The following is a 22,027-nucleotide window of genomic DNA, read 5'->3' as shown; positions in this document are numbered from 1 at the left end:
AGAGCACGACTCAATTCACGCAACCCAGGGCAGCTATGTCATCACAACCCAATCAAAGTCTGATCGACGGCATCCGTTGCCTGCAGTATCTGGTTTCCAGCGACCGCGCCATTGGCTGTCGCGAGCTGGCGCGCCTGATGAATATCAACACCACCCGCGTTAACCGCCTGCTGATGACCATGGCCTCGATTGGCCTCACCATGCAGGACGAACAGCGCCGCTATCTTCCCGGACCCGGCATCCATGCGCTGGCGGCGCAGGCGATCCGCGGTTCTGCGCTTTTTTCGCAGGCGTTGCCGCAGCTTGAACGCCATGCGCCAAAAGAGATTGTGGTAGCGCTTGGCGTACTGTGGGAAGACCAGGTTATTTACATCTACCACGCCTCCCCAGGTTCGCAGCCGGGTCAGGCGCTGGCCGGGTTTCACATGTTGCCCGCCTGGCAGTCGGTCATCGGCATGTCGCTGTTGGCGTCGGAGAGCGACGACGCACTGGCGCCGCGTTTCACCCCTGAGCAGTGGACGGCGCTTTCCCCTCATCTGACCCAGCAGCGCGAGCAGGGCTATGTGCTGTGGCGTCATGATGATGGCGAAATCTCCATGGCGAAGCCGCTGGGCATGCATAACGCGTCGTTGGCGCTGGCGGGGATGTGGCATATCTCCGAAGCGGAGATTGGCGCGCGCCTTCAGCAGCTCCATGAACTGGCGGCGCTACTGGTTAAACCTGTTTAATCGCCTGATGGTGGCGTACCCGGCATACAGTGACTATCTTGTCTCTTTAATAGAAACACAAAGTTTTTGCCAACACGGCGCCGGGAAATGTGATGTGGCTCGAAGGGAAAGGGCGGGGCGGGCAGCCCCGGCACTATCAGAAACGCGGTCAGGGGTGCTGTTCGAAGTAGCTTTCCAGAATGATGACCGCAGAAGCGGAGTCCACGCTGCCCTTATCCAGCGCGCGAAAGCCACCGCGTGAGAAAAGCCCTGCGCGCGCTTCCACCGTACTGAGGCGCTCGTCGTGCAGCTCCATCGCCACGCCGAAGCGGCCATGCAGCCGGTTAGCGAAGTTACGCGCGCGCGCTGTGAGCGGCTGCTCGGTGCCATCCATATTCAGCGGCAGCCCGACGACCACTTTTTCCGGCTGCCACTCTTTTATCAGGCGTTCGATAAGCGTCCAGTCCGGCGTGCCGTTCTGCGCTTTCAGCGCCGTCAGCGGACGGGCGGTGCCGGTGATGCGCTGGCCTACGGCCACGCCGATGCTGCGGGTGCCAAAGTCAAAGGCAAGTAAGGTGCCGCTCATCAGGCGTGCCCCGCCACGCCGGGCATGGTATGGATATCAATGCCGATAAGCTTCGCAGCCTCGCGCCAGCGGTCGGCAATCGGCGTGCGAAACAGAATATTGAGATCGGCAGGCGCGGTGAGCCAGGCGTTTTCCAGCAGCTCTTGCTCCAGCTGACCCTTCTCCCATGACGAATAGCCCAGCGCCACGATAATGTCGGAAGGTTGCTCAGCGGTGCCCATGGTTTCCAGCACGTCGCGGGAGGTGGTGATAATGGTGTTATCGGAAATCCGGATGCTCGAAGCAAACTTATCCGGCGGAGTATGCAGGATAAAACCGCGATCTTCCGCCAGCGGTCCGCCGAGAAAGACCGGCTTATCCAGGCGAATAGCCGGGTCGCGCGGTTCCGGGTTAATTTTCAGCTTCTGCAAAACCCCTTCGACCTGCAGGTTCTCCAGCGGCTTGTTGATGACGATTCCCATGGCGCCTTCGTCGTTATATTCGCAGATGTAAACCACGGAACGCCGGAAGAGAGGATCCTGCAAGGCCGGCATGGCAATCAGAAAGTGATGCTGTAAATTCATTGTCAAAGGTTCTGTAGTCCTGGTTGAAAAAGCGACAAGGCCAAGTATGGGGGCAAAGTGGCGGACTGTCACCAGGTGGGAGGAAAAGGCGGGCCTGCGCCCGCCGTAAAGATTATTTTGCCAGGCGTTTCTCAATGGCGTCCATCAGCATGCCGGTGATGGAGATGGGGAATTCCGCTTCGATTTCACGCACGCAGGTGGGGCTTGTGACGTTAATCTCCGTCAGACGGTCGCCGATGATATCCAGGCCCACAAAAATCAGCCCTTTCTCTTTCAGCGTCGGCGCTACGCGGCGGGCAATCGCCCAGTCGCTGTCGCTCAGCGGACGCGGTTCGCCACGGCCGCCCGCCGCCAGGTTGCCGCGCGTTTCGCCGCCCTGCGGAATACGCGCCAGGCAGTAAGGCACCGGCTCGCCATCCACCACCAGCACGCGCTTGTCGCCATCTTTAATAGCCGGCAGGTAATTCTGCGCCATGCAGTAGCGGCTGCCGAGCAGCGTCAGGGTTTCTGCAATTACCGAAAGGTTCGGGTCGCCTTCTTTGACGCGGAAAATAGAGGTGCCGCCCATGCCGTCCAGCGGTTTGAGGATGATATCGCCATGCTTTTGCCAGAACGCTTTCAACTGCGCTTTATTGCGGGTCACCAGCGTTTCCGGGGTCAGGTCCGGGAACCAGGCGGTGAACAGCTTTTCGTTGCAGTCGCGCAGGCTCTGCGGCTTGTTGACGATAAGGGTGCCTTTCTCTTCGGCACGCTCAAGAATATAGGTCGCGTAAATGAATTCGGTATCAAACGGCGGGTCTTTGCGCATCAGGATGACGTCGAGGTCGGCGAGTTCGATATCCTGCTCGTTGCCGAATTCATACCACTTGTCGTAGTTCTGTTCCACGCTGACGCGACGGGTGCGGGCGCGCGCTTCGCCGTTAATCAGGTAAAGATCCGCCATCTCCATATAGTGCAGCTCATATCCGCGGCGCTGCGCTTCCAGCAGCATAGCGAAGCTGGTGTCTTTTTTAATGTTGATGGTTGCGATGGGGTCCATCACGATGCCGAGCTTAATCATTCTCTTTCTCCTTTAGCCCAGATCGCCAAAACGCACCTGTAGCGCGGTGATGGCGGTGAGCGCGGTAGTCTCAGTGCGCAGAACGCGAGGTCCCAACAGAATATCAGTAAAATGGTAGCGCGCCGTCATGGCGATTTCATCCGCCGACAGGCCTCCTTCCGGGCCGATCAGCAACCGCACGCGCTCAACCGGCAGCGGCAGCGTGTTGATGCTGTGCGCCGCGCGCGGATGAAGGTTGAGTTTTAAGCCCTCATCCTGCTCGGCGCACCAGGCTTCCAGGTCCATCGCCGGGCGAATCTCCGGCACGCGGTTGCGGCCGCACTGCTCGCAGGCGGCGATAGCGATTTTCTGCCACTGCTGGATTTTTTTATTCAGCCGTTCGGCATCAAGCTTAACGCCGCAGCGCTCAGAAAACAGCGGCGTAATGGTATTCACGCCCAGCTCTATCGATTTCTGGATAGTGAATTCCATTTTTTCGCCGCGCGACATCACCTGGCCCAGATGCAGATGCAGCGGCGACTCGCGGTCCGCCACTTCGCCTTTCAGCACCGTCACCCGCACGCTCTTTTTATAGGCGTGAGTGATTTCAGCATCAAAGACCTGATTGCTGCCGTCGAATAAGTGTAATGCCTGACCCGGCCCCATGCGCAGTACGCGGCCAACATGGTTAGCGGCGTCTTCGCTAAGCGCAAGCTCATGGCCCAGGACAATCGGTTCGGGATGGTAAATGCGGGGAATTCGCATAAGGTTATTATCTGCCAGCAAGGGCGCGCCCGGCTTTCAACGGAGCGCGCGATAAACAATGCTCGCTAGTGTAGGTTAGCGCTTTTGCGCCTGGCAAGCCTGCTGAACATAAGGGTTGTGGTTGCCCTGCACGCGAGCGATGCGCTCGTCGCGGGTACATTCCCACGCCGTCACCGGGTAGAGCTTATTCCAGGCTTCAAACAGCTGCGTCTGCTGGCGTGAAAGGGAAAGTTTGTACTGGTCGCGCATGTAGAAATAGGTGCGGGCGATGGCGCCGCGGGCGCGGGCAGGCGGCTCAGCGGATTTATCTTTGAAATCGACCTTCATTTCACACTGTCCATACTGGCCCTCGCCCCCTTTCCACTGGTTGTAAAGGAAATTTCCACGGTCGCCGTTCACTTCGCCAACCGCAGGTTGCAGGTTGTGCAGGTCGATTTCCATCTGGCGGTAGATCGGGTCTTTATCGCAGTTTTTACGCCCGCCATCCTGCCAGCACTGACGCTGGTGGCCGAACTGCCAGGCTGGCACGACGTGCTCCCACTCGATGCGCGAAGCGCGGTTCTCGTTTTTACGCACTTTGTAGCCGCAAGACGCCAGATCCGGAATGCCCTTTTTCCCCTGCCAGGTAATCTTACAGCCGCAGTAAAAATCACCCGGCGCGTCAGCGTTTACTTTCACGCTGGCAGCCTTGGCCTGAGAAAAACTATGAATGCCTGCGGCGAACGAACCGCCGGAAAGCAGGGCGGCGGTTAGCGCCACCGTAAGGGAAATTTTGCGAGACATCTTCCAACTCCATGTGACAAGTGCTCGCACCGTAGCGAAGGAAAGCGCCAGAAGCAATTCAAAGGCGCCTAAAATTTCCGGTTCAGGATAAAGGCGGGGTTTCCGGGCGCAATTTTTCGCCGCAGCGCACGCAGCGGTACTCTGTTTCACCGCGCAGCACGCGGTTGTGACGCCGTACGGTAAGCTGATGCTGTTGGCAGCTGCAGCGGTAGGGATAGGTGTTGCGGCGAACGGAGTCCAGTTCAAACTGGTGCGTACGGCGCGCCGGCACGCCAAGCACCGCTTCCATCATCCATTTCCACTCTTTGCCGTGCGGCGCGACGCGTCCGAAATGTTTCCAGACCAACAGATGCGCCAGCTCATGCGGCACCACTTCTTCATAAAACGCCTGCTGGTTTTCCAGCAGCAACACCGGGTTGAGGCGAATTTCGTAGCTCTCGAGCCAGGCGGTGCCTGCCGCCGTGCCGCGCTGCTGATAAACGATTTTCGGCTCGGGATAGTTACGCCCAAGATGAAGGTTTGCGCGCTGCAGGTTTTCGCGCAGGCTGCGCATGACGGCCTGTTGAACGGCGATAGGGAGACGTGGGGTTTTCATAACGGCAGAGCATAGAGAATGGCGGGAAGGAGGGCAAGCGGCGGAAATAAGCCTCCCCCCGCGAGGGGAGAGGCCTGAAAGGTTAGTCGTGGGCGCCAATTTCGCGCAGGCGACGGCCTTTCATCAGGTTACGTTCAATATGCTCAAGCGAAACGTGCTTGGTTTCCGGCACCAGCCAGACGGTCAACACGATAAAGAAGAGGTTCAGCGCCGCGTATACCCAGAAGGTGTTGGCGTTGCCCAGCGTGTTGAGCATGGTCAGGAAGGTGGCGCCGACAATCATGTTGGCTATCCAGTTGGTCGCGGTGGAGAGCGTGATGCCGAAATCGCGGCCTTTCAGCGGCTGGATTTCAGAACACAGCACCCAAATCAGCGGACCGGCGCTCATCGCGAAGCCGATAATAAACATCAGCAGCATCGCCACGGCAAAGTACTGCGCCGTCGGGGTGTGAATACCCAGATGCAGCATGGTGCCGAGAATGCCCATGCCGGCCGCCATCACGATAAAGCCCAGGATAAGCGTCGGCTTGCGGCCCCAGCGGTCCACAAGGCCGATAGCGATAAAGGTCGCCAGCACGTTAGTCAGGCCAACAATAACGGTGCCCCACATCTGCTCGTTGGTATTGGAATAGCCCGCCAGTTCAAAAATTTTCGGCGCGTAGTACATGATGACGTTCATGCCGGTGAACTGCTGCATCACCTGAAGCAGCACGCCCAGGAAGACGGCGCGGCGGAAGTTGCTATTCTCCTTGAACAGTGCCCAGCCGCTCTGTTTTACCTTCAGGCTTTCACGGATCTCTTCAAGCTCATTGCGCGCCTCGGCGCTGGAGTCGCGCAGACGCATCAGCACGCGTTCCGCATCATGGAAGCGGCGTTTGGCGGCGAACCAGCGCGGGCTGTCCGGCAGGAAGAAAACGCCAATCAGCAGCAGTACCGCCGGAATGGTGATAACGCCCAGCATCCAGCGCCAGTTGCCGGTATAGCTGAAGGCGGTGTCCGAAAGGTACGCGCCCAGGATCCCGATGGTAATCATCAGCTGATACATGGAGATCATGCTGCCGCGGATTTTTTCCGGCGCAATCTCAGAGAGATAGAGCGGGGCGGTGTAGGAAGCGATACCTACCGCCAGGCCCAGCAGTACGCGGGAAACAATCAGGACTTCTACGTTCGGCGCAAAAGCGGAGCAGAGCGAGCCTGCCACGAACAGCACCGAGCCAATCATCAGACTCTTTTTACGCCCGAGGCTGGATGAGAGCCAGCCGCTGCCCACCGCGCCAACCGCCGCGCCGAACATCATCGAGCTGACCACCCACTCCTGCTGGTGTGAAGTAATCTGGAAATCATCGGCAATAAAGGGCAACGCGCCCGCAATCACGCCAATGTCGAGGCCAAAAAGCAGTCCCGCCAGGGCCGCGAGAAAACAGACAAAGAACGTCATGGCCTTGTTTGAACGCCCCTGTTTTTTATTGTCAGGCATACTGCCCTCCAGTTGGTATTGGTTTTATCGATGTGAATCGTAGGTTAGCGTACCGTAAAAAGATGTGATACGAATCACATGAGTGTAATCGGTTACATGAATGTCAAGCTATGTAATTCGCTAAAACCTTTAATTATCAGTTTATTAGTTTAACAGGCAGCGAAGCGGCCGGATAAATTTCAGAGTAAACCGAAGCGGCATGTAACAGAATGCGTTTTTTTACCATGCCTCAGGAATAATCTGAAAGTTTATGTAGCAGAATCACTATGTAATCGCTTTCAGAACGATACGGAAAGACAAACTGCGAGGAAGTATAGCTGGCGGAAAAGAAAGCGCAGAAAAGGCCGCCAGAAATGCAAAAGGCCAGCAGGAGGCTGGCCTTTACGGGAAATGCGGCGGAGACTTATTTCAGACCGGCAGCGTCACGCAGCAGCTGCGCTTTGTCGGTTTTCTCCCACGGGAAGTTTTCACGACCGAAGTGGCCGTACGCCGCCGTCTCTTTGTAGATCGGGTGCAGCAGATCCAGCATCTGGATCAGGCCGTACGGACGCAGGTCGAAGAACTCGCGCACCAGCAACGTCAGCTGTTCGGTAGAGACTTTCTCGGTGCCGAAGGTTTCCACCATGATAGAGGTCGGCTCCGCCACGCCGATGGCGTAGGAAACCTGAATCTCACAGCGGTCCGCCAGGCCTGCGGCAACGATGTTTTTCGCAACGTAGCGCGCAGCGTAAGCGGCGGAGCGGTCAACTTTCGACGGATCTTTACCGGAGAACGCGCCGCCGCCGTGACGGGCCATGCCGCCGTAGGTATCAACAATGATCTTACGACCGGTCAGGCCGCAGTCGCCCATCGGGCCGCCGATAACAAAACGGCCGGTCGGGTTGATGAAGTATTTGGTGGATTCACTCAGCCATTCAGCAGGCAGAACCGGCTTGATTATTTCTTCCATCACCGCTTCCTGCAGCGCTTTCTGTTCGATCTCTTCCGCGTGCTGAGTGGAAAGCACTACCGCGTCGATGCCGACGATTTTACCGGCGTCGTACTGGAAGGTGACCTGGCTTTTCGCATCCGGGCGCAGCCACGGCAGGGTGCCGTTTTTACGCACTTCAGCCTGACGCTGCACCAGACGGTGCGCGTAAGTGACAGGTGCCGGCATCAGCACGTCGGTTTCGTTGGTGGCGTAGCCAAACATCAGGCCCTGGTCGCCCGCGCCCTGCTCAAGCGGGTCGGTGCGGTCAACGCCCTGGTTGATGTCCGGGGACTGCTTGCCAATCGCGCTCAGCACCGCGCAGGAGTTGGCGTCAAAGCCCATATCGGAATGCACGTAGCCGATTTCACGCACCGTGTTGCGAGTGATCTCTTCGATATCTACCCATGCGCTGGTGGTGATTTCACCGCCAACCAGCACCATGCCGGTTTTGACATACGTTTCACACGCTACGCGCGCTTTTGGATCCTGTTCAAGGATAGCGTCCAGCACGGCATCGGAAATCTGGTCAGCGATTTTATCGGGATGCCCTTCTGATACAGACTCGGACGTAAAAAGGTGTTTTGCCATATTCTCTTTACCCTGGAGTAATTCGGTTAGTTCAGACTGCTGTGTAAAGGCGTCAGTCCAGTGCGATATTCTGAACGGAAAAATGCCCCCGCGTTTAGCGGAACGGGCTGTCTGAATGTTAATCAGTATAGATGGATTAACTTCTGGATGGCTATTCTAGGTGAAATCTTAACCTCATTTCCAGCGATTTTTACGCGCCGGCGCGCAGGGTAAAGAAAGGCAGAGCGGAGATTTCTGATAAGGACAGCAAAGCGGGCATTTTTATTTTGCTTTTTAACCCTGTTGTCGGTATAAAACGGCGCGCGCGGCTTATGCATTCAAGCGCACGATGGTTCCCCTCGTGTCGCCCACTTCCAGCCGGGTTAAGCAGTGATTTTTAAGGCTTTGGCTTGTCGCATACCCTAACGTATGCGTGGAGGTGATACGAAATAATGAACCATTGTTATCCGCTTATTCTGGCACACCGTTCTGGTGCCTTTTCATCCCCTGCATTCTGCATATCTTCTTTGCAAACCTGCCGATGTTCCACCCATCTCGGCGCTTCTCAGGATTCGCGGGCCGGTTACGCCTGGTGATAACTGAACAAGGGCGCTCCTGAACGTTCAGGAGTTTTCTCGTGGTTTCGCCGACCCGTCATACGGAGTTCGGTTACGTGTTTTACAATGATATGGAAAAGAAACCAGTCGCTCAGCCGGGCGATCAGCGCTATCTGCTGGTGAACCCGTCTGTTTATGGGTTGTTATCGCACTGTAACACTGCGATAGTAGTTAACTGTTTTACACTTTTACTAAAACATGAGGTTCGCTATGTCTGACGACATGTCTTCGGTTTCCCCTTCGTCAGCAGGCGAACAGGGTGTACTACGTTCTATGCAGGAGGTGGCAATGAGCTCCCAGGAAGCCAGCAAGATGCTGCGTACTTACAATATTGCCTGGTGGGGCAATAACTATTACGACGTCAACGAGCTGGGCCATATCAGCGTTTGCCCCGATCCGGACGTCCCCGAAGCGCGCGTCGACCTCGCCAAACTGGTGAAGTCCCGTGAAGCTCAGGGCCAGCGCCTGCCTGCGCTGTTCTGCTTCCCGCAGATCCTGCAACACCGTCTGCGCTCTATTAACGCGGCGTTTAAACGCGCCCGCGAGTCTTACGGTTATAACGGCGATTACTTCCTGGTTTATCCCATCAAGGTGAACCAGCATCGCCGCGTTATCGAATCGCTTATCCATTCCGGCGAGCCGCTGGGCCTGGAGGCAGGCTCCAAAGCGGAGCTGATGGCCGTGCTGGCGCACGCCGGGATGACGCGCTCCGTTATCGTCTGCAACGGCTACAAAGACCGTGAATATATCCGCCTGGCGCTCATTGGCGAGAAGATGGGCCATAAGGTCTATCTCGTTATCGAGAAAATGTCGGAAATCAAAATCGTGCTGGAAGAGGCGGAGCGTCTGAACGTGGTGCCGCGCCTCGGCGTGCGTGCGCGTCTGGCTTCCCAGGGCTCCGGCAAATGGCAATCGTCCGGCGGCGAAAAATCGAAATTCGGCCTCGCGGCGACGCAGGTGCTGCAACTGGTGGAGACGCTGCGTGAAGCAGGCCGTCTTGAAAGCCTGCAGCTTCTGCACTTCCATCTGGGTTCGCAGATGGCGAACATTCGCGATATCGCGACCGGCGTGCGCGAGTCGGCGCGTTTTTATGTTGAGCTGCATAAGCTTGGCGTGCAGATCCAGTGCTTCGACGTGGGCGGCGGCCTCGGCGTGGACTACGAGGGCACCCGCTCTCAGTCTGACTGCTCGGTAAACTACGGGCTTAACGAATACGCTAACAACATTATCTGGGCTATCGGCGACGCTTGCGAAGAGAATGGGCTGCCGCACCCGACGGTGATTACCGAGTCGGGCCGTGCGGTCACTGCGCACCATACGGTGCTGGTCTCCAATATCATCGGCGTGGAGCGTAACGAGTTCACCGACCCGACGGCGCCGGCTGAAGACGCGGCGCGCCCGCTGCAAAGCATGTGGGAAACCTGGCAGGAGATGCATGAGCCGGGTACTCGCCGCTCGCTGCGCGAATGGCTGCACGACAGCCAGATGGACCTGCACGACATCCATATCGGCTACTCCTCCGGCACGTTTAGCCTGCAGGAGCGCGCCTGGGCGGAGCAGCTTTACCTGAGCCTGTGTCACGAAGTGCAAAAGCAGCTCGACCCGCAGAACCGCGCGCACCGTCCGATTATCGACGAACTGCAGGAGCGTATGGCGGATAAGATTTACGTCAACTTCTCGCTGTTCCAGTCGATGCCGGATGCGTGGGGCATCGATCAGCTGTTCCCGGTGCTGCCGCTTGAAGGGCTGGACCAGGCGCCAAGTCGCCGCGGCGTGCTGCTGGACATTACCTGCGATTCCGACGGCACTATCGATCACTATGTCGATGGCGACGGCATCGCCTCGACCATGCCGCTGCCGGACTACGATCCGGATAACGCGCCGCCGCTGGGCTTCTTTATGGTGGGCGCCTATCAGGAAATTTTGGGCAACATGCACAACCTGTTCGGCGATACCGAAGCGGTGGACGTCTTTGTCTTCCCGGACGGCAGTGTGGAAGTGGAGCTTTCCGACGAAGGCGACACCGTGGCGGACATGCTGCAATACGTGCAGTTGGATCCGAACACCCTGCTGACGCACTTCCGCGATCAGGTGAAGCAGACCGGGCTTGACGAGGCGCTGCAGCAGCAGTTCCTGGAAGAGTTCGAAGCGGGACTCTACGGCTACACTTATCTGGAAGACGAGTAAGCGTCGTTTCGCTGGAATCACGGGGCAGGGAGGCGTTATTCGCCGCCTGCCCAATCCGCCGGGTTATCCGTCAGCGGAGGCAGAGCGTGAGCGTCACAGGCTTGAACCTGACTGAATTACCAGCGATAATCCGCCGCAATAAGCTGTATACCCATCAATCCCTTCCTCGTCGGGTTTAACGACGCGGAAGGGATTTTTTTTATCTCTTTTTTCACGTAACCAAGAGGTCATGTTCATGAACACCTTAGGCCATCAGTACGACAACTCCCTGGTATCCAACGCCTTTGGTTTTTTGCGTCTGCCGGTAAATTTCCAGCCGTACGACAGCGACGCGGAGTGGGTCATCACCGGCGTGCCGTTTGATATGGCGACTTCCGGCCGTGCGGGCAGCCGCTTCGGACCGGCGGCTATTCGTCAGGTTTCCACTAATCTCGCCTGGGAAGGCAACCGCTTCCCGTGGGATTTCGACATGCGCCAGCGCCTGAACGTGGTGGACTGCGGCGACCTGGTTTACGCCTTCGGCGACGCGCGTGAAATGAGTGAAAATCTGCAGGCGCATGCGGAAAAACTGCTGGCGGCAGGCAAACGCATGCTCTCTTTCGGCGGCGACCATTTTGTTACGCTGCCGCTGCTTCGCGCCCACGCCAAACACTTCGGCAAAATGGCGCTGGTGCATTTTGACGCGCACACCGACACCTACTCTAACGGCTGCGAATTCGACCACGGCACCATGTTCTACACTGCGCCGAACGAAGGGCTGATTGACCCGACCCGTTCCGTACAGATTGGTATCCGCACCGAGTTCGACAAAGACAACGGCTTTACCGTGCTGGACGCGCCGCAGGTTAACGACCGCTCCGTGGCGGACGTTGTGGCGCAGGTTAAGCAGATTGTGGGCGATATGCCGGTCTACCTGACCTTTGATATCGACTGTCTGGATCCGGCGTTCGCACCGGGCACCGGCACGCCGGTGATTGGCGGGTTGACCTCCGATCGCGCGCTTAAGCTGCTGCGCGGCATTCAGGATCTGAACATCGTCGGGATGGACATTGTAGAAGTGGCGCCGGCTTACGATCAGTCTGACATTACCGCGCTTGCCGCGGCGACGCTGGCGCTGGAAATGCTCTACATCCAGGCGGCGAAAAAAGGCGCGTAAAACACGACAAAAAAGCCGGCGTTAACCGGCTTTTTCAACAGGGCGGGGGGCGTTAAGCCACCCCGCCTTTTTATTTGATGCCGTCGGCGGCCATGCGCTCGCGAATATGTTCGGCGCGGGCGGCGGAAGCCGGGTGGTCGTCAAACATCGAGCTCTGGCGACCCGCTTCCTGTTGCGCGAGCTTCTCAAAGCTGGTGGCGAGACCGAGAGGGTTGATGCCGCGCTTACGCAACAGATCGTAGGAGTAATCATCCGCTTCGGACTCCTGGCGCTGCGAGAACTGCGCATTGACCAGCTGTTCGCCCAGCGCGCCAAGCTGCGACTGCGACAGGCTGCCGACGATGCCCCCTGCGGAAGCGGCGGCGGCGCGTACGGCGTTAGTGCTGAGCGCCACCTGCATGCCGCGCTTCACATGGCCCAGCGCGACGTGACCCATTTCATGGCCGATTACCGCTTCCACTTCGTTGTCGGTCATCATATCCATCAGCCCGCTGTAGACGCGGATGCAGCCGTTCGCCATGGCGAAGGCGTTCACATCTTTCTGGATATAGACCTTGTAGTTCACCGGTTGGCCGTTGATGTTGTCGCCAAGCGCCGCGGCGATAGTATTCAGGCGCTGGGCATACTGGCTGCTGGCCGGGGCGATAGTCGCCTTGCTGTCCAGCTCTTTACAGGACTCATCGCTTAATGCTTTTACCTGCGCATCGCTTAACGTGTAAGCCTGAAACGCCTCGGCGCCGGAGGTAAGCAGGCCGTTGGAATCCATGTTCTGACAACCGCTCAGCAGGGCCGCCGCGCCCATCGCGAGCAGGATCGCGCGCATCTTCATGTGTGTGCTTCCGCAAAAGTGAATAAAAAGGGTATAGCCTCGCCAGCGGAGTTTACCGGCATGATGAGCAGTATAAAGAAGTCAGTGCGCAGTGAGCGAGGCCGTAGCGCTTCCTGCGAGCATGATCCAGAGATTTCTTAGGCAACAAAAGGATGCTCCATGTACATGCCCATCCGCTTGGGTTACATTGTTTGCCACTTTTTCCGGGCGTAGCCCATAACGCGTGGTAGTCAAGTCGTTACTAAGGCGTGGCCTTTAACTATCCGATCTGGAGTCAAAATGTCCTCTCGTAAAGAGCTTGCCAATGCTATTCGTGCGCTCAGCATGGACGCAGTACAGAAAGCCAAATCCGGTCATCCGGGTGCCCCGATGGGTATGGCTGACATTGCCGAAGTCCTGTGGCGTGATTTCCTGAACCATAACCCGCAAAACCCGAGCTGGGCCGACCGCGACCGTTTCGTGCTCTCTAACGGCCACGGATCGATGCTGATTTACAGCCTGCTGCACCTCACCGGCTACGACCTGCCGATCGAAGAGCTGAAAAACTTCCGTCAGCTGCATTCCAAAACCCCAGGCCACCCGGAAGTGGGTTACACCGCAGGCGTTGAAACTACCACCGGTCCGCTGGGGCAGGGCATCGCCAACGCCGTAGGCATGGCGATCGCGGAGAAAACGCTGGCGGCGCAATTTAACCGTCCGGGCCACGACATTGTTAACCACTACACCTACGCCTTCCTGGGCGACGGCTGCATGATGGAAGGCATCTCCCACGAAGTGTGCTCGCTGGCGGGCACGCTGGGCCTTGGCAAGCTGGTGGCGTTCTACGACGACAACGGTATTTCCATCGACGGCCACATTGAAGGCTGGTTCACCGATGACACCGCTAAGCGTTTTGAAGCTTACGGCTGGCACGTCGTGCGCGACGTGGATGGTCACGATGCGGACGCCATCAAGCGCGCCATCGAAGAAGCGCGTGCGGTAACGGACAAACCGTCCCTGCTGATGTGCAAAACCATCATCGGCTTCGGCTCGCCGAACAAAGCGGGCACGCACGACTCCCACGGCGCGCCGCTGGGCGACGCGGAAGTGGCGGCGACCCGCGAACAGCTGGGCTGGAAACACGAGCCGTTCGTGATCCCGCAAGAGATCTACGCGCAGTGGGACGCCAAAGAGATGGGCACCGCGAAAGAGCGCGCATGGAACGAGAAGTTCGCCGCTTACGCCAAAGCCTTCCCGCAGGAAGCCGAAGAGTTTACCCGCCGCATGAAAGGCGAAATGCCGGCGGACTTCGCGCAGAAAGCGCAGGATTTCATTGCGAAACTGCAGGCGAACCCGGCGAAAATCGCCAGCCGTAAAGCCTCTCAGAACGCTATCGAAGCGTTTGGCCCGTGGCTGCCGGAGTTCCTCGGCGGCTCAGCGGACCTCGCGCCTTCTAACCTGACGCTGTGGTCTGGTTCCAAAGCGATTAACGAAGACGCTGCAGGCAACTACATTCACTACGGCGTGCGCGAGTTCGGCATGACCGCTATCGCCAACGGCATCGGCCTGCACGGCGGTTTCCTGCCGTACACCTCCACCTTCCTGATGTTTGTGGAATATGCCCGTAATGCGGTGCGCATGGCGGCGCTGATGAAGCAGCGTCACGTGATGGTCTATACCCACGACTCTATCGGTCTGGGCGAAGATGGCCCGACTCACCAGCCGGTTGAACAACTGGCGGCGCTGCGCGTAACGCCGAACATGAGCACATGGCGTCCGTGCGACCAGGTGGAGTCTGCGGTCGCGTGGAAATACGCGGTTGAACGCCACGATGGTCCGACTGCGCTTATCTTCTCTCGCCAGAACCTGGCGCAGCAGGAGCGCAGCGAGCAGCAGCTGGCGGATATCGCCCGCGGCGCTTATGTGCTGAAAGATTGCGACGGACAGCCGCAGCTTATCTTCATCGCAACCGGTTCTGAAGTGGAGCTGGCGGTAGCGGCATGGGAAAAACTGTCTGCCGAAGGCGTGAAGGCGCGCGTGGTTTCTATGCCGTCTACCGACGCGTTCGACAAGCAGGATGCGGCCTACCGCGAAGCGGTGCTGCCGAAAGCGGTTAGCGCGCGCGTGGCTATCGAAGCGGGCATCGCGGACTACTGGTTCAAATATGTCGGCCTGAACGGCGCGGTGGTAGGCATGACTACCTTCGGCGAATCCGCGCCGGCGGAGCAGCTGTTCACCGAGTTCGGCTTCACCGTGGATAACGTGGTAAGCCAGGCGAAATCGCTGCTGTAATCGCATTCGTTAAAGCGAAACCAAACGGGAGGCCAGGCGCCTCCCGTTTTTTATGCGTCTTTTTAGTCGCCCGGGTATTTTTCAAGCAGCGCCTGAGTAAACGGCGTGAGGCTATAGTCTGATATTTCCCACGCGTTATGCTCCAGTAGATCGTCCGCTATCTCCTGTATCACGCTGTTGAGCTCCAGGTTTTCCAGCCACGCCGTCCGGATAGCCGAGACGCCATACATCGCGCCCAGAAGATTGCCTGCAATGGCGCCCGTAGAGTCGGAATCCCCGCTATGATTCACCGCCATCAGCACGCCATGTTCAAACGAGCGGGCCGCCAGCGCGCAATAAACCGCAATGGCCAGCGCCTCTTCCGCTACCCAGCCTTCGCCAAGTTTCGCTATCGCCTCGTGGGACGGCGTTGGCGTCTGGGCTAGCTGTTGCGCAAGCTCAATAGCATGAAGCGTTTCTTCGTGCGCGGGCTGCGTTTTCAATAGCGCAATGGTGCTGTCAGTCGCTGCGTGCAGCGTCTCTCCTTGTGCAAGATGGAAAACCAACGCGGCAAGTACCCCGCCCGTAAGCCAGCCGGTAGGGTGCCCGTGGGTAAGCGCGGCCAGTCTGCACCCCATATCGAAAGCCTGCCGGACGGCGTCCTTCTCCTGATGGCGGGCATAAAACAGCCCTACCGGCGCTACGCGCATTACGCCGCCGCAGCCTTTGCTGTTATTACTGGCGGGTTCGCCAAAGCGTTTCATCTCGCGTAGCGCGCTCAGGCAGGTAACGCCCGGCGCACGGGCGCTGTAGAGGGCTTGTTGCTGGATAAGCCAGCCGGAAAGCGAAAAGCCGTTCAGCAGGCCATGACGATTATGTTCTCCCTGCGTCAGCAGCCAGCGCTGGTAGGCGTGAGCGGTAGTGCCGGTAAAAGCAGGGGCAATGCCGCGCATCGCGCCGCGCACCCAGCCGCGCAGCAACCCTTCCGCAGTGAACAGCGTCATCTGCGTATCGTCGGTTATCTTCCCTTTGCCGCCCCAGGCTGCTTCGTAATCCGTAATACCCTGCGCGCCGAAACGCGCCGTAATCTCCGGGAGGCTCAAAAATTCCACCGGACCGCCTAACGCGTCGCCAACCGCCCCTCCAAGCAGGCATCCGCGAAAACGCAGGCGCAGCGTGTTGAGATCGGGCGAATTTTCGGAAAACGGGGCAGTTAACATGGCGGTTTACCAGGGTAAATCAGGCGGTTTCTTATTGTAAGGCGGCAACGTTTATAACGTAACCTCCCGTTTCTGGTGAAAGCTGTCGCTCTGATGACCAATCCCGGGCGCAGTAATGCTGGGGTAATGGAATTTATTCCATTAAAAATGTGACGCAGGTCAGAACTTAAGGCGCTTTCCCCGGCCGATCGTTCCTTTTATTCCGGCTTTCGATTATTCTGGCTGAACCGTTTCAGTCGATTAAATGTTCGACAAATAATCAAACAGATGCAGTTTGTGACAGGCGAGGATTCCCCTCAGAGGATGGCTGCATTACTCTGTCAGCCAACTCAATCCGGGAATGCTTTGCAGGAGACCTATGACCCTACGCATAGCGATTAATGGTTTCGGTCGTATCGGGCGTAACGTGGTTCGCGCATTATACGAATCAGGGCGTCGGGCTGAAATCACCGTGGTGGCTATCAACGAGCTGGCGGATGCCACGGGCATGGCGCACCTGTTGAAATATGACACCAGCCACGGCCGCTTCGCCTGGGATGTGCGCCAGGAGGCGGAGCTGATGTGGATCGGCAACGACACCATTCGCCTGCTGCATGAGCGCAATATAGAAGCGCTGCCCTGGCGTGAACTGGGCGTAGATATCGTGCTCGATTGCACCGGCGTGTACGGTTCCCGCGCGGATGGCATGGCGCACCTGGAAGCGGGCGCGAAGAAAGTGCTTTTCTCCCATCCCGGCGGCAACGATCTTGACGCAACGGTGGTTTACGGCGTCAACCAGGCGCTGCTCGAAGCGGAGCATCGCATCGTCTCTAACGCCTCCTGCACCACCAACTGCATTATTCCTGTGATAAAGCTGCTCGACGACGCTTTCGGCATTGAGTCCGGCACGGTGACGACAATCCATTCGGCCATGCACGATCAGCAGGTTATCGACGCTTATCACCCCGACTTGCGCCGTACGCGCGCCGCCAGTCAATCGATCATTCCGGTGGACACGCGTCTTGCGGCAGGCATCAGCCGAATTTTCCCTAAATTTCATGACCATTTTGAAGCCATCGCCGTGCGCGTACCGACCATTAACGTGACGGCGATTGACCTGAGCGTCACGGTTCGTCAGCCGGTAAAAGCGTGCGATGTCAACCTGTTGCTGCAAAAAGCGGCACAGGGTGCATTTCATGGTATAGTTGACTATACGGAATTACCGTTGGTCTCAACTGATTTTAACCACGATCCGCACAGTGCCATTGTGGACGGCACGCAGACACGGGTGAGTGGGGCGCACCTCATCAAAACGCTGGTGTGGTGTGATAATGAATGGGGCTTTGCTAACCGGATGCTCGACACCACGTTAGCCATGGCAGCTATTGGTTTCAGGTAAGACGCGATTTGCGTCTGCAAAACTTTAGAATCAACGAGAGGATTCACCATGTCTGTAATTAAGATGACCGATCTGGATCTGGCAGGTAAACGCGTACTGATCCGTGCCGACCTGAACGTACCGGTTAAAGAAGGGAAAGTTACTTCCGACGCGCGTATTCGCGCTTCTCTGCCGACCATCGAACTGGCGCTGAAACAGGGCGCGAAAGTGATGGTAACGTCCCACCTGGGTCGTCCGACCGAAGGCGAATACAACGAAGAATTCTCTCTGCTGCCGGTAGTGAACTACCTTAAAGACAAGCTGAATGCCCCGGTGCGCCTGGCAAAAGATTACCTCGACGGCGTTGAAGTCGCGCAAGGCGAACTGGTTGTTCTGGAAAACGTCCGTTTCAACAAGGGCGAGAAGAAAGACGACGAAACCTTGGCTAAGAAATACGCCGCGCTGTGCGACGTGTTCGTTATGGACGCATTCGGCACCGCGCACCGCGCTCAGGCTTCCACTCACGGCGTAGGCAAATTCGCCGACGTAGCGTGCGCAGGCCCGCTGCTGGCGGAAGAGCTGGACGCGCTGGGTAAAGCGCTGAAAGAGCCGGCTCGTCCGATGGTCGCCATCGTTGGCGGTTCTAAAGTTTCCACCAAGCTGACCGTACTGGATTCCCTGTCCAAAATCGCTGACCAGCTGATCGTCGGCGGCGGTATCGCTAACACCTTCGTTGCCGCTCAGGGCCACAACGTAGGTAAATCCCTGTACGAAGCGGACCTGGTTGATGAAGCCAAACGTCTGCTGGGCACCTGCGATATCCCGGTTCCGACCGACGTTCGCGTTGCGACTGAATTCTCTGAAACCGCGCCGGCTACCCTGAAGTCTGTTTCTGAAATCAAAGATGAAGAGCAGATTCTGGATATGGGCGACGTTTCCGCTGAGAAACTGGCTGAAATCCTGAAAAACGCTAAAACCATTCTGTGGAATGGTCCGGTTGGCGTATTCGAATTCCCGAACTTCCGCAAAGGCACCGAGATCGTCGCTCGCGCTATCGCTGAAAGTGATGCGTTCTCTATCGCAGGCGGCGGCGACACCCTGGCGGCTATCGATATGTTCGGCATCGCGGACAAAATTTCCTACATCTCTACCGGCGGCGGCGCGTTCCTCGAATTCGTGGAAGGTAAAGTACTGCCGGCAGTAGCCATGCTCGAAGAGCGCGCTAAGCAGTAATTGATACGGGCGAGGCTTCCTCGCCCGTTGTTTTCAGCGTGCTTTGACTGTCAGGGCTCGCACTTTTTTCTAACGGCCGAAGATACAGGACTACGTAAATGTCTAAAATTTTTGATTTCGTAAAACCGGGCGTCATCACGGGTGACGACGTACAGAAAGTGTTCCAGGTAGCTAAAGAAAACCACTTCGCGCTGCCAGCGGTAAACTGCGTGGGTACTGACTCCATCAACGCCGTTCTGGAAGCCGCTGCCAAAGTAAAAGCGCCGGTTATCGTTCAGTTCTCTAACGGCGGCGCTGCGTTCATCGCGGGTAAAGGCTTCAAAGGCGAAGGCCAGCAGGCGGCAATCCTGGGCGCTATCTCTGGCGCGCATCACGTGCATCAGATGGCTGAGCACTACGGCGTTCCGGTGATTCTGCATACCGACCACTGCGCGAAGAAACTGCTGCCGTGGATCGACGGCCTGCTGGACGCGGGTGAAAAACACTTCGCCGCTACCGGCAAACCGCTGTTCTCTTCTCACATGATCGACCTGTCTGAAGAGTCCCTGGAAGAGAACATCGAGATCTGTTCCAAGTACCTGGAGCGCATGTCCAAAATGGGCATGACCCTGGAGATCGAACTGGGCTGCACCGGCGGTGAAGAAGATGGCGTGGACAACAGCCATATGGACGCTTCCGCTCTGTACACCCAGCCGGAAGACGTTGATTACGCGTACACCAAACTGAACGCGATCAGCCACCGCTTCACCATCGCGGCCTCCTTCGGCAACGTACACGGCGTTTACAAGCCAGGTAACGTGAAGCTGACCCCGACCATCCTGCGCGACTCTCAGGAATATGTTTCTAAGAAACACAACCTGCCGCACAACAGCCTGAACTTCGTGTTCCACGGCGGTTCCGGCTCTTCCGCTCAGGAAATCAAAGACTCCGTAAGCTACGGCGTTATCAAAATGAACATCGATACCGACACCCAGTGGGCAACCTGGGAAGGTATCCTGAAGTACTACAAAGAGAACGAAGCTTACCTGCAGGGTCAGCTCGGCAACCCGAAAGGGGAAGATCAGCCGAACAAGAAATACTACGACCCGCGTGTTTGGCTGCGCGCAGCGCAGGCCAGCATGGTGACGCGTCTGGAGCAGGCATTCAAAGAACTGAACGCTATTGACGTTCTGTAACAATTGCCTTAACTCTTTCTCAGGCCCGCTTCTGGCGGGCCTTTCTTTTTGTTAAATCAACCTACTGCGCCCGCCGCCCTCTGCCTGCCGCCTGGCGTAATCCCGCCGTTTTGTTTACCCTTAAATCACTTCGCTGCCGTCCTTCAGGCAGTTAATTTTTAACCCGGCCGGGGACACTACGAGGAGTGCCGAATGGAAGATTTAAATGTGGTAGACAGCATCAATAATGCGGGAGGCTGGCTGGTGCGCAACCAGGCGCTGCTGCTGAGCTATGCCGTCAACATTGTGGCGGCGATAGCCATTATTATCGTCGGGATGATTGTGGCTCGCGCCATCTCCAATACCCTTAACCGTGTGATGGTGGCGCGTCATGTGGATGCGACCGTTGCGGACTTCCTCTCCGCGCTGGTGCGCTACGGCATTATTGCCTTTACGCTGATTGCCGCGCTGGGCCGCGTGGGCGTGCAGACTGCTTCTGTCATCGCCGTACTCGGCGCCGCAGGTCTGGCCGTGGGTCTGGCGTTGCAGGGTTCGCTGTCCAACCTGGCGGCCGGGGTGCTGCTGGTCACTTTCCGGCCTTTCCGCGCCGGTGAATATGTCGACCTCGGCGGCATTGCGGGTACGGTGCAACACGTACAGATTTTCTCCACCACGCTTATCACCGCCGACGGTAAGTATGTGGTCGTGCCGAACGGGAAAATCATCGCCGGCAACATTATTAACTATTCCCGTGAACCGGTTCGCCGCAACGAACTGATTATCGGCGTCTCTTACGATGCGGATATCGATCGCGTGCGTCAGATCCTCACCGACATTGTTATGTCGGAAGAACGTATTCTGAAAGACCGTGAAAGAACGGTGCGCATGAACGAACTGGGCGCCTCTTCCATCAACTTTGTTATTCGCGCCTGGAGCAAGAGCAGCGACCTGCAGGAAGTCTACTGGGATATTCTGGAGCGCGCCAAGAAGGCGCTGGACGCGGAAGGCATCAGCATTCCTTATCCGCAGATGGACGTTAATGTGAAGCAGCTTGCTCAGCCTAAGCAGGAGCGGGCGCCTGAGCAGGAGCCGAAACCGTCCGCTATTATTACGGAGCCGACCGCCCAGGAGGCCAAACCGGCCCCGCAGGATAAGCTCTCCGGCGCCCAGTAAAGATTAAGCCAGCGTAACGCTGGCTTTTTTATGACTATCGCTATTAGCTCTACTTATTGGTGATTAAAATTTTGCGTTTGGGCTAATGGGAAAGGCGCATTACACTTGTTTTCCAATTCATGAAATTCAGGGAAAAAGAGTGTTAAGTTATTATTTTCAAGGGCTTGCTTTAGGCGCGGCGATGATATTGCCCCTTGGCCCGCAAAACGCCTTCGTGCTCAACCAGGGCATCCGTCGCCAGTATCATTTGATGATCGCTTCGCTGTGCGCGTTAAGCGATATCGTGCTGATTTGCGCAGGCGTCTTTGGCGGCAGCGCCATCCTGATGCAGTCGCCCTGGTTGCTGGCGCTGGTGACATGGGGCGGCGTGGCGTTCCTGTTGTGGTACGGCTTTGGCGCGCTTAAAACGGCGTTTAGCCGGCACGTTGCGCTGGCGAATGCTCAGGCGATGAATCAAGGCAGGCTGCGGATCATCGCCACGATGCTGGCGGTAACCTGGCTTAACCCTCACGTTTACCTGGATACCTTCGTGGTGCTGGGCAGTCTCGGCGGGCAATTGGCGGAAACGCCGAAGCGGGCTTTCGCGCTGGGCACCATTAGCGCCTCCATCCTCTGGTTCTTCGGCCTGGCGCTGCTGGCGGCCTGGCTTGCGCCGCGTCTTCGCACCGAAAAAGCCCAGCGCATCATCAACGGCATTGTGGGGCTGGTGATGTGGTTCATCGCTTTTCAGCTTGGCCGCGAAGGTGTTGCGCATATAAACGCGCTGCTCTAAACCTTCTCTGATGGACATTTGTTTTAA

Annotated in this window: 22 protein-coding genes; 11 read left to right on the top strand and 11 right to left on the bottom strand. The window is 57.4% G+C overall.

Annotation, left to right across the window (positions count from 1 at the left end; genetic code table 11):
* Positions 1–35: 35 nt before the first annotated feature.
* The gene (locus ACU4F7_RS18190) at positions 36–728 is read left to right on the top strand and encodes an IclR family transcriptional regulator (protein WP_481637488.1); all 693 of its coding nucleotides are present in this window, start codon (positions 36–38) and stop codon (positions 726–728) included.
* A gap of 148 nt (positions 729–876) precedes the next feature.
* On the opposite strand, the gene ruvX is transcribed toward ACU4F7_RS18190, so the two are convergent.
* The 8 genes from ruvX to metK form a co-directional block, all read right to left on the bottom strand.
* Positions 877–1,293, bottom strand: a complete 417-nt coding sequence (gene ruvX, locus ACU4F7_RS18185) for a Holliday junction resolvase RuvX (RefSeq protein ID WP_481637487.1) — start codon at positions 1,291–1,293, stop codon at positions 877–879.
* Positions 1,293–1,856, bottom strand: coding sequence for a YqgE/AlgH family protein (locus tag ACU4F7_RS18180; protein WP_024551335.1), 564 nt, complete (start codon positions 1,854–1,856; stop codon positions 1,293–1,295). Before ACU4F7_RS18180 ends, ruvX begins: the two co-directional genes overlap by 1 nt.
* A 112-nt stretch (positions 1,857–1,968) precedes the next feature.
* Positions 1,969–2,916: a glutathione synthase gene (gene gshB, locus ACU4F7_RS18175; protein WP_024555562.1), complete on the bottom strand. Its 948-nt coding sequence runs from the start codon at positions 2,914–2,916 to the stop codon at positions 1,969–1,971.
* Between the two features lie 12 nt (positions 2,917–2,928).
* Positions 2,929–3,660: a 16S rRNA (uracil(1498)-N(3))-methyltransferase gene (rsmE, locus tag ACU4F7_RS18170; RefSeq protein WP_481637486.1), complete on the bottom strand. Its 732-nt coding sequence runs from the start codon at positions 3,658–3,660 to the stop codon at positions 2,929–2,931.
* A 75-nt stretch (positions 3,661–3,735) separates the two neighbouring features.
* A complete protein-coding gene (endA, locus tag ACU4F7_RS18165) occupies positions 3,736–4,443 on the bottom strand; it encodes a deoxyribonuclease I (RefSeq protein ID WP_481637485.1) in 708 nt (235 codons plus the stop codon).
* A gap of 82 nt (positions 4,444–4,525) precedes the next feature.
* Positions 4,526–5,038 (bottom strand): SprT family zinc-dependent metalloprotease, encoded by a 513-nt coding sequence (locus tag ACU4F7_RS18160; RefSeq protein ID WP_071788405.1) that lies wholly within the window; start codon positions 5,036–5,038, stop codon positions 4,526–4,528.
* A gap of 82 nt (positions 5,039–5,120) precedes the next feature.
* The gene (locus ACU4F7_RS18155) at positions 5,121–6,515 is read right to left on the bottom strand and encodes a sugar porter family MFS transporter (protein WP_029591070.1); all 1,395 of its coding nucleotides are present in this window, start codon (positions 6,513–6,515) and stop codon (positions 5,121–5,123) included.
* A gap of 403 nt (positions 6,516–6,918) precedes the next feature.
* Positions 6,919–8,073, bottom strand: a complete 1,155-nt coding sequence (gene metK / locus ACU4F7_RS18150; RefSeq protein ID WP_029591069.1) for a methionine adenosyltransferase — start codon at positions 8,071–8,073, stop codon at positions 6,919–6,921.
* A gap of 431 nt (positions 8,074–8,504) precedes the next feature.
* On the opposite strand from metK, the gene ACU4F7_RS18145 reads away from it, so the two are divergent.
* The 3 genes from ACU4F7_RS18145 to speA all read left to right on the top strand — a co-directional run bounded on the left by ACU4F7_RS18145 (position 8,505) and on the right by speA (position 10,856).
* On the top strand, positions 8,505–8,648 hold the full coding sequence (locus tag ACU4F7_RS18145) for a hypothetical protein (RefSeq protein WP_419144539.1): 144 nt from the start codon (positions 8,505–8,507) through the stop codon (positions 8,646–8,648).
* Positions 8,649–8,740: 92 nt separating this feature from the next.
* Positions 8,741–8,887, top strand: coding sequence for an acid stress response protein YqgB (gene yqgB / locus ACU4F7_RS18140; RefSeq protein ID WP_139025656.1), 147 nt, complete (start codon positions 8,741–8,743; stop codon positions 8,885–8,887).
* A complete protein-coding gene (gene speA / locus ACU4F7_RS18135; RefSeq protein WP_035887661.1) occupies positions 8,880–10,856 on the top strand; it encodes a biosynthetic arginine decarboxylase in 1,977 nt (658 codons plus the stop codon). Before yqgB ends, speA begins: the two co-directional genes overlap by 8 nt.
* Positions 10,857–10,949: 93 nt before the next feature.
* On the opposite strand, the gene ACU4F7_RS18130 is transcribed toward speA, so the two are convergent.
* Positions 10,950–11,093, bottom strand: a complete 144-nt coding sequence (locus tag ACU4F7_RS18130) for a hypothetical protein (RefSeq protein WP_481637484.1) — start codon at positions 11,091–11,093, stop codon at positions 10,950–10,952.
* Here ACU4F7_RS18130 and speB point away from each other — a divergent pair.
* Entirely contained in the window at positions 11,092–12,012 is a 921-nt protein-coding gene (speB, locus tag ACU4F7_RS18125; protein ID WP_024560373.1) for an agmatinase, read from the top strand. The two genes, ACU4F7_RS18130 and speB, sit on opposite strands and share 2 nt — an antisense overlap.
* 70 nt (positions 12,013–12,082) lie before the next feature.
* Here speB and loiP read toward each other — a convergent pair whose 3' ends face one another.
* A complete protein-coding gene (loiP, locus tag ACU4F7_RS18120) occupies positions 12,083–12,841 on the bottom strand; it encodes a metalloprotease LoiP (RefSeq protein ID WP_029591061.1) in 759 nt (252 codons plus the stop codon).
* A 279-nt stretch (positions 12,842–13,120) separates the two neighbouring features.
* On the opposite strand from loiP, the gene tkt reads away from it, so the two are divergent.
* Positions 13,121–15,112 carry a transketolase gene (tkt, locus tag ACU4F7_RS18115; protein WP_481637483.1) on the top strand — a complete coding sequence of 664 codons (1,992 nt, stop codon included), beginning with the start codon at positions 13,121–13,123 and terminating at the stop codon, positions 15,110–15,112.
* A 62-nt stretch (positions 15,113–15,174) separates the two neighbouring features.
* On the opposite strand, the gene ACU4F7_RS18110 is transcribed toward tkt, so the two are convergent.
* Positions 15,175–16,311, bottom strand: coding sequence for an ADP-ribosylglycohydrolase family protein (locus tag ACU4F7_RS18110; protein ID WP_481637482.1), 1,137 nt, complete (start codon positions 16,309–16,311; stop codon positions 15,175–15,177).
* A gap of 358 nt (positions 16,312–16,669) precedes the next feature.
* On the opposite strand from ACU4F7_RS18110, the gene epd reads away from it, so the two are divergent.
* From epd to argO, 5 genes are all read left to right on the top strand, one after another.
* Positions 16,670–17,689 (top strand): erythrose-4-phosphate dehydrogenase, encoded by a 1,020-nt coding sequence (epd, locus tag ACU4F7_RS18105; protein WP_029591057.1) that lies wholly within the window; start codon positions 16,670–16,672, stop codon positions 17,687–17,689.
* 48 nt (positions 17,690–17,737) lie between these two features.
* A complete protein-coding gene (pgk, locus tag ACU4F7_RS18100; protein WP_024555548.1) occupies positions 17,738–18,901 on the top strand; it encodes a phosphoglycerate kinase in 1,164 nt (387 codons plus the stop codon).
* Positions 18,902–18,999: 98 nt separating this feature from the next.
* Positions 19,000–20,076, top strand: a complete 1,077-nt coding sequence (gene fbaA, locus ACU4F7_RS18095; RefSeq protein ID WP_024560371.1) for a class II fructose-bisphosphate aldolase — start codon at positions 19,000–19,002, stop codon at positions 20,074–20,076.
* A 192-nt stretch (positions 20,077–20,268) separates the two neighbouring features.
* Positions 20,269–21,228, top strand: a complete 960-nt coding sequence (gene mscS / locus ACU4F7_RS18090; RefSeq protein WP_029591055.1) for a small-conductance mechanosensitive channel MscS — start codon at positions 20,269–20,271, stop codon at positions 21,226–21,228.
* 139 nt (positions 21,229–21,367) lie between these two features.
* Entirely contained in the window at positions 21,368–22,000 is a 633-nt protein-coding gene (gene argO / locus ACU4F7_RS18085; RefSeq protein WP_024560370.1) for an arginine exporter ArgO, read from the top strand.
* Positions 22,001–22,027: the final 27 nt, after the last annotated feature.

The organism is Franconibacter pulveris (assembly GCF_056780215.1).
This window is presented reverse-complemented; position numbering and strand designations above follow the sequence as displayed.

What these genes read in the sequence shown, in the direction of transcription:
- speB (WP_024560373.1), top strand. Translation starts at nt 11,092, where the DNA reads ATGAACACCTTAGGCCATCAGTACGACAACTCCCTGGTATCCAACGCC.
- rsmE (WP_481637486.1), bottom strand. Translation starts at nt 3,660, where the DNA reads ATGCGAATTCCCCGCATTTACCATCCCGAACCGATTGTCCTGGGCCAT.
- ACU4F7_RS18180 (WP_024551335.1), bottom strand. Translation starts at nt 1,856, where the DNA reads ATGAATTTACAGCATCACTTTCTGATTGCCATGCCGGCCTTGCAGGAT.
- ACU4F7_RS18110 (WP_481637482.1), bottom strand. Translation starts at nt 16,311, where the DNA reads ATGTTAACTGCCCCGTTTTCCGAAAATTCGCCCGATCTCAACACGCTG.
- fbaA (WP_024560371.1), top strand. Translation starts at nt 19,000, where the DNA reads ATGTCTAAAATTTTTGATTTCGTAAAACCGGGCGTCATCACGGGTGAC.
- loiP (WP_029591061.1), bottom strand. Translation starts at nt 12,841, where the DNA reads ATGAAGATGCGCGCGATCCTGCTCGCGATGGGCGCGGCGGCCCTGCTG.
- pgk (WP_024555548.1), top strand. Translation starts at nt 17,738, where the DNA reads ATGTCTGTAATTAAGATGACCGATCTGGATCTGGCAGGTAAACGCGTA.
- ACU4F7_RS18130 (WP_481637484.1), bottom strand. Translation starts at nt 11,093, where the DNA reads ATGAACATGACCTCTTGGTTACGTGAAAAAAGAGATAAAAAAAATCCC.
- speA (WP_035887661.1), top strand. Translation starts at nt 8,880, where the DNA reads ATGTCTGACGACATGTCTTCGGTTTCCCCTTCGTCAGCAGGCGAACAG.
- tkt (WP_481637483.1), top strand. Translation starts at nt 13,121, where the DNA reads ATGTCCTCTCGTAAAGAGCTTGCCAATGCTATTCGTGCGCTCAGCATG.
- metK (WP_029591069.1), bottom strand. Translation starts at nt 8,073, where the DNA reads ATGGCAAAACACCTTTTTACGTCCGAGTCTGTATCAGAAGGGCATCCC.
- yqgB (WP_139025656.1), top strand. Translation starts at nt 8,741, where the DNA reads ATGGAAAAGAAACCAGTCGCTCAGCCGGGCGATCAGCGCTATCTGCTG.
- ACU4F7_RS18145 (WP_419144539.1), top strand. Translation starts at nt 8,505, where the DNA reads ATGAACCATTGTTATCCGCTTATTCTGGCACACCGTTCTGGTGCCTTT.
- epd (WP_029591057.1), top strand. Translation starts at nt 16,670, where the DNA reads ATGACCCTACGCATAGCGATTAATGGTTTCGGTCGTATCGGGCGTAAC.
- mscS (WP_029591055.1), top strand. Translation starts at nt 20,269, where the DNA reads ATGGAAGATTTAAATGTGGTAGACAGCATCAATAATGCGGGAGGCTGG.
- ACU4F7_RS18190 (WP_481637488.1), top strand. Translation starts at nt 36, where the DNA reads ATGTCATCACAACCCAATCAAAGTCTGATCGACGGCATCCGTTGCCTG.
- endA (WP_481637485.1), bottom strand. Translation starts at nt 4,443, where the DNA reads ATGTCTCGCAAAATTTCCCTTACGGTGGCGCTAACCGCCGCCCTGCTT.
- ACU4F7_RS18155 (WP_029591070.1), bottom strand. Translation starts at nt 6,515, where the DNA reads ATGCCTGACAATAAAAAACAGGGGCGTTCAAACAAGGCCATGACGTTC.
- ACU4F7_RS18160 (WP_071788405.1), bottom strand. Translation starts at nt 5,038, where the DNA reads ATGAAAACCCCACGTCTCCCTATCGCCGTTCAACAGGCCGTCATGCGC.
- ruvX (WP_481637487.1), bottom strand. Translation starts at nt 1,293, where the DNA reads ATGAGCGGCACCTTACTTGCCTTTGACTTTGGCACCCGCAGCATCGGC.
- gshB (WP_024555562.1), bottom strand. Translation starts at nt 2,916, where the DNA reads ATGATTAAGCTCGGCATCGTGATGGACCCCATCGCAACCATCAACATT.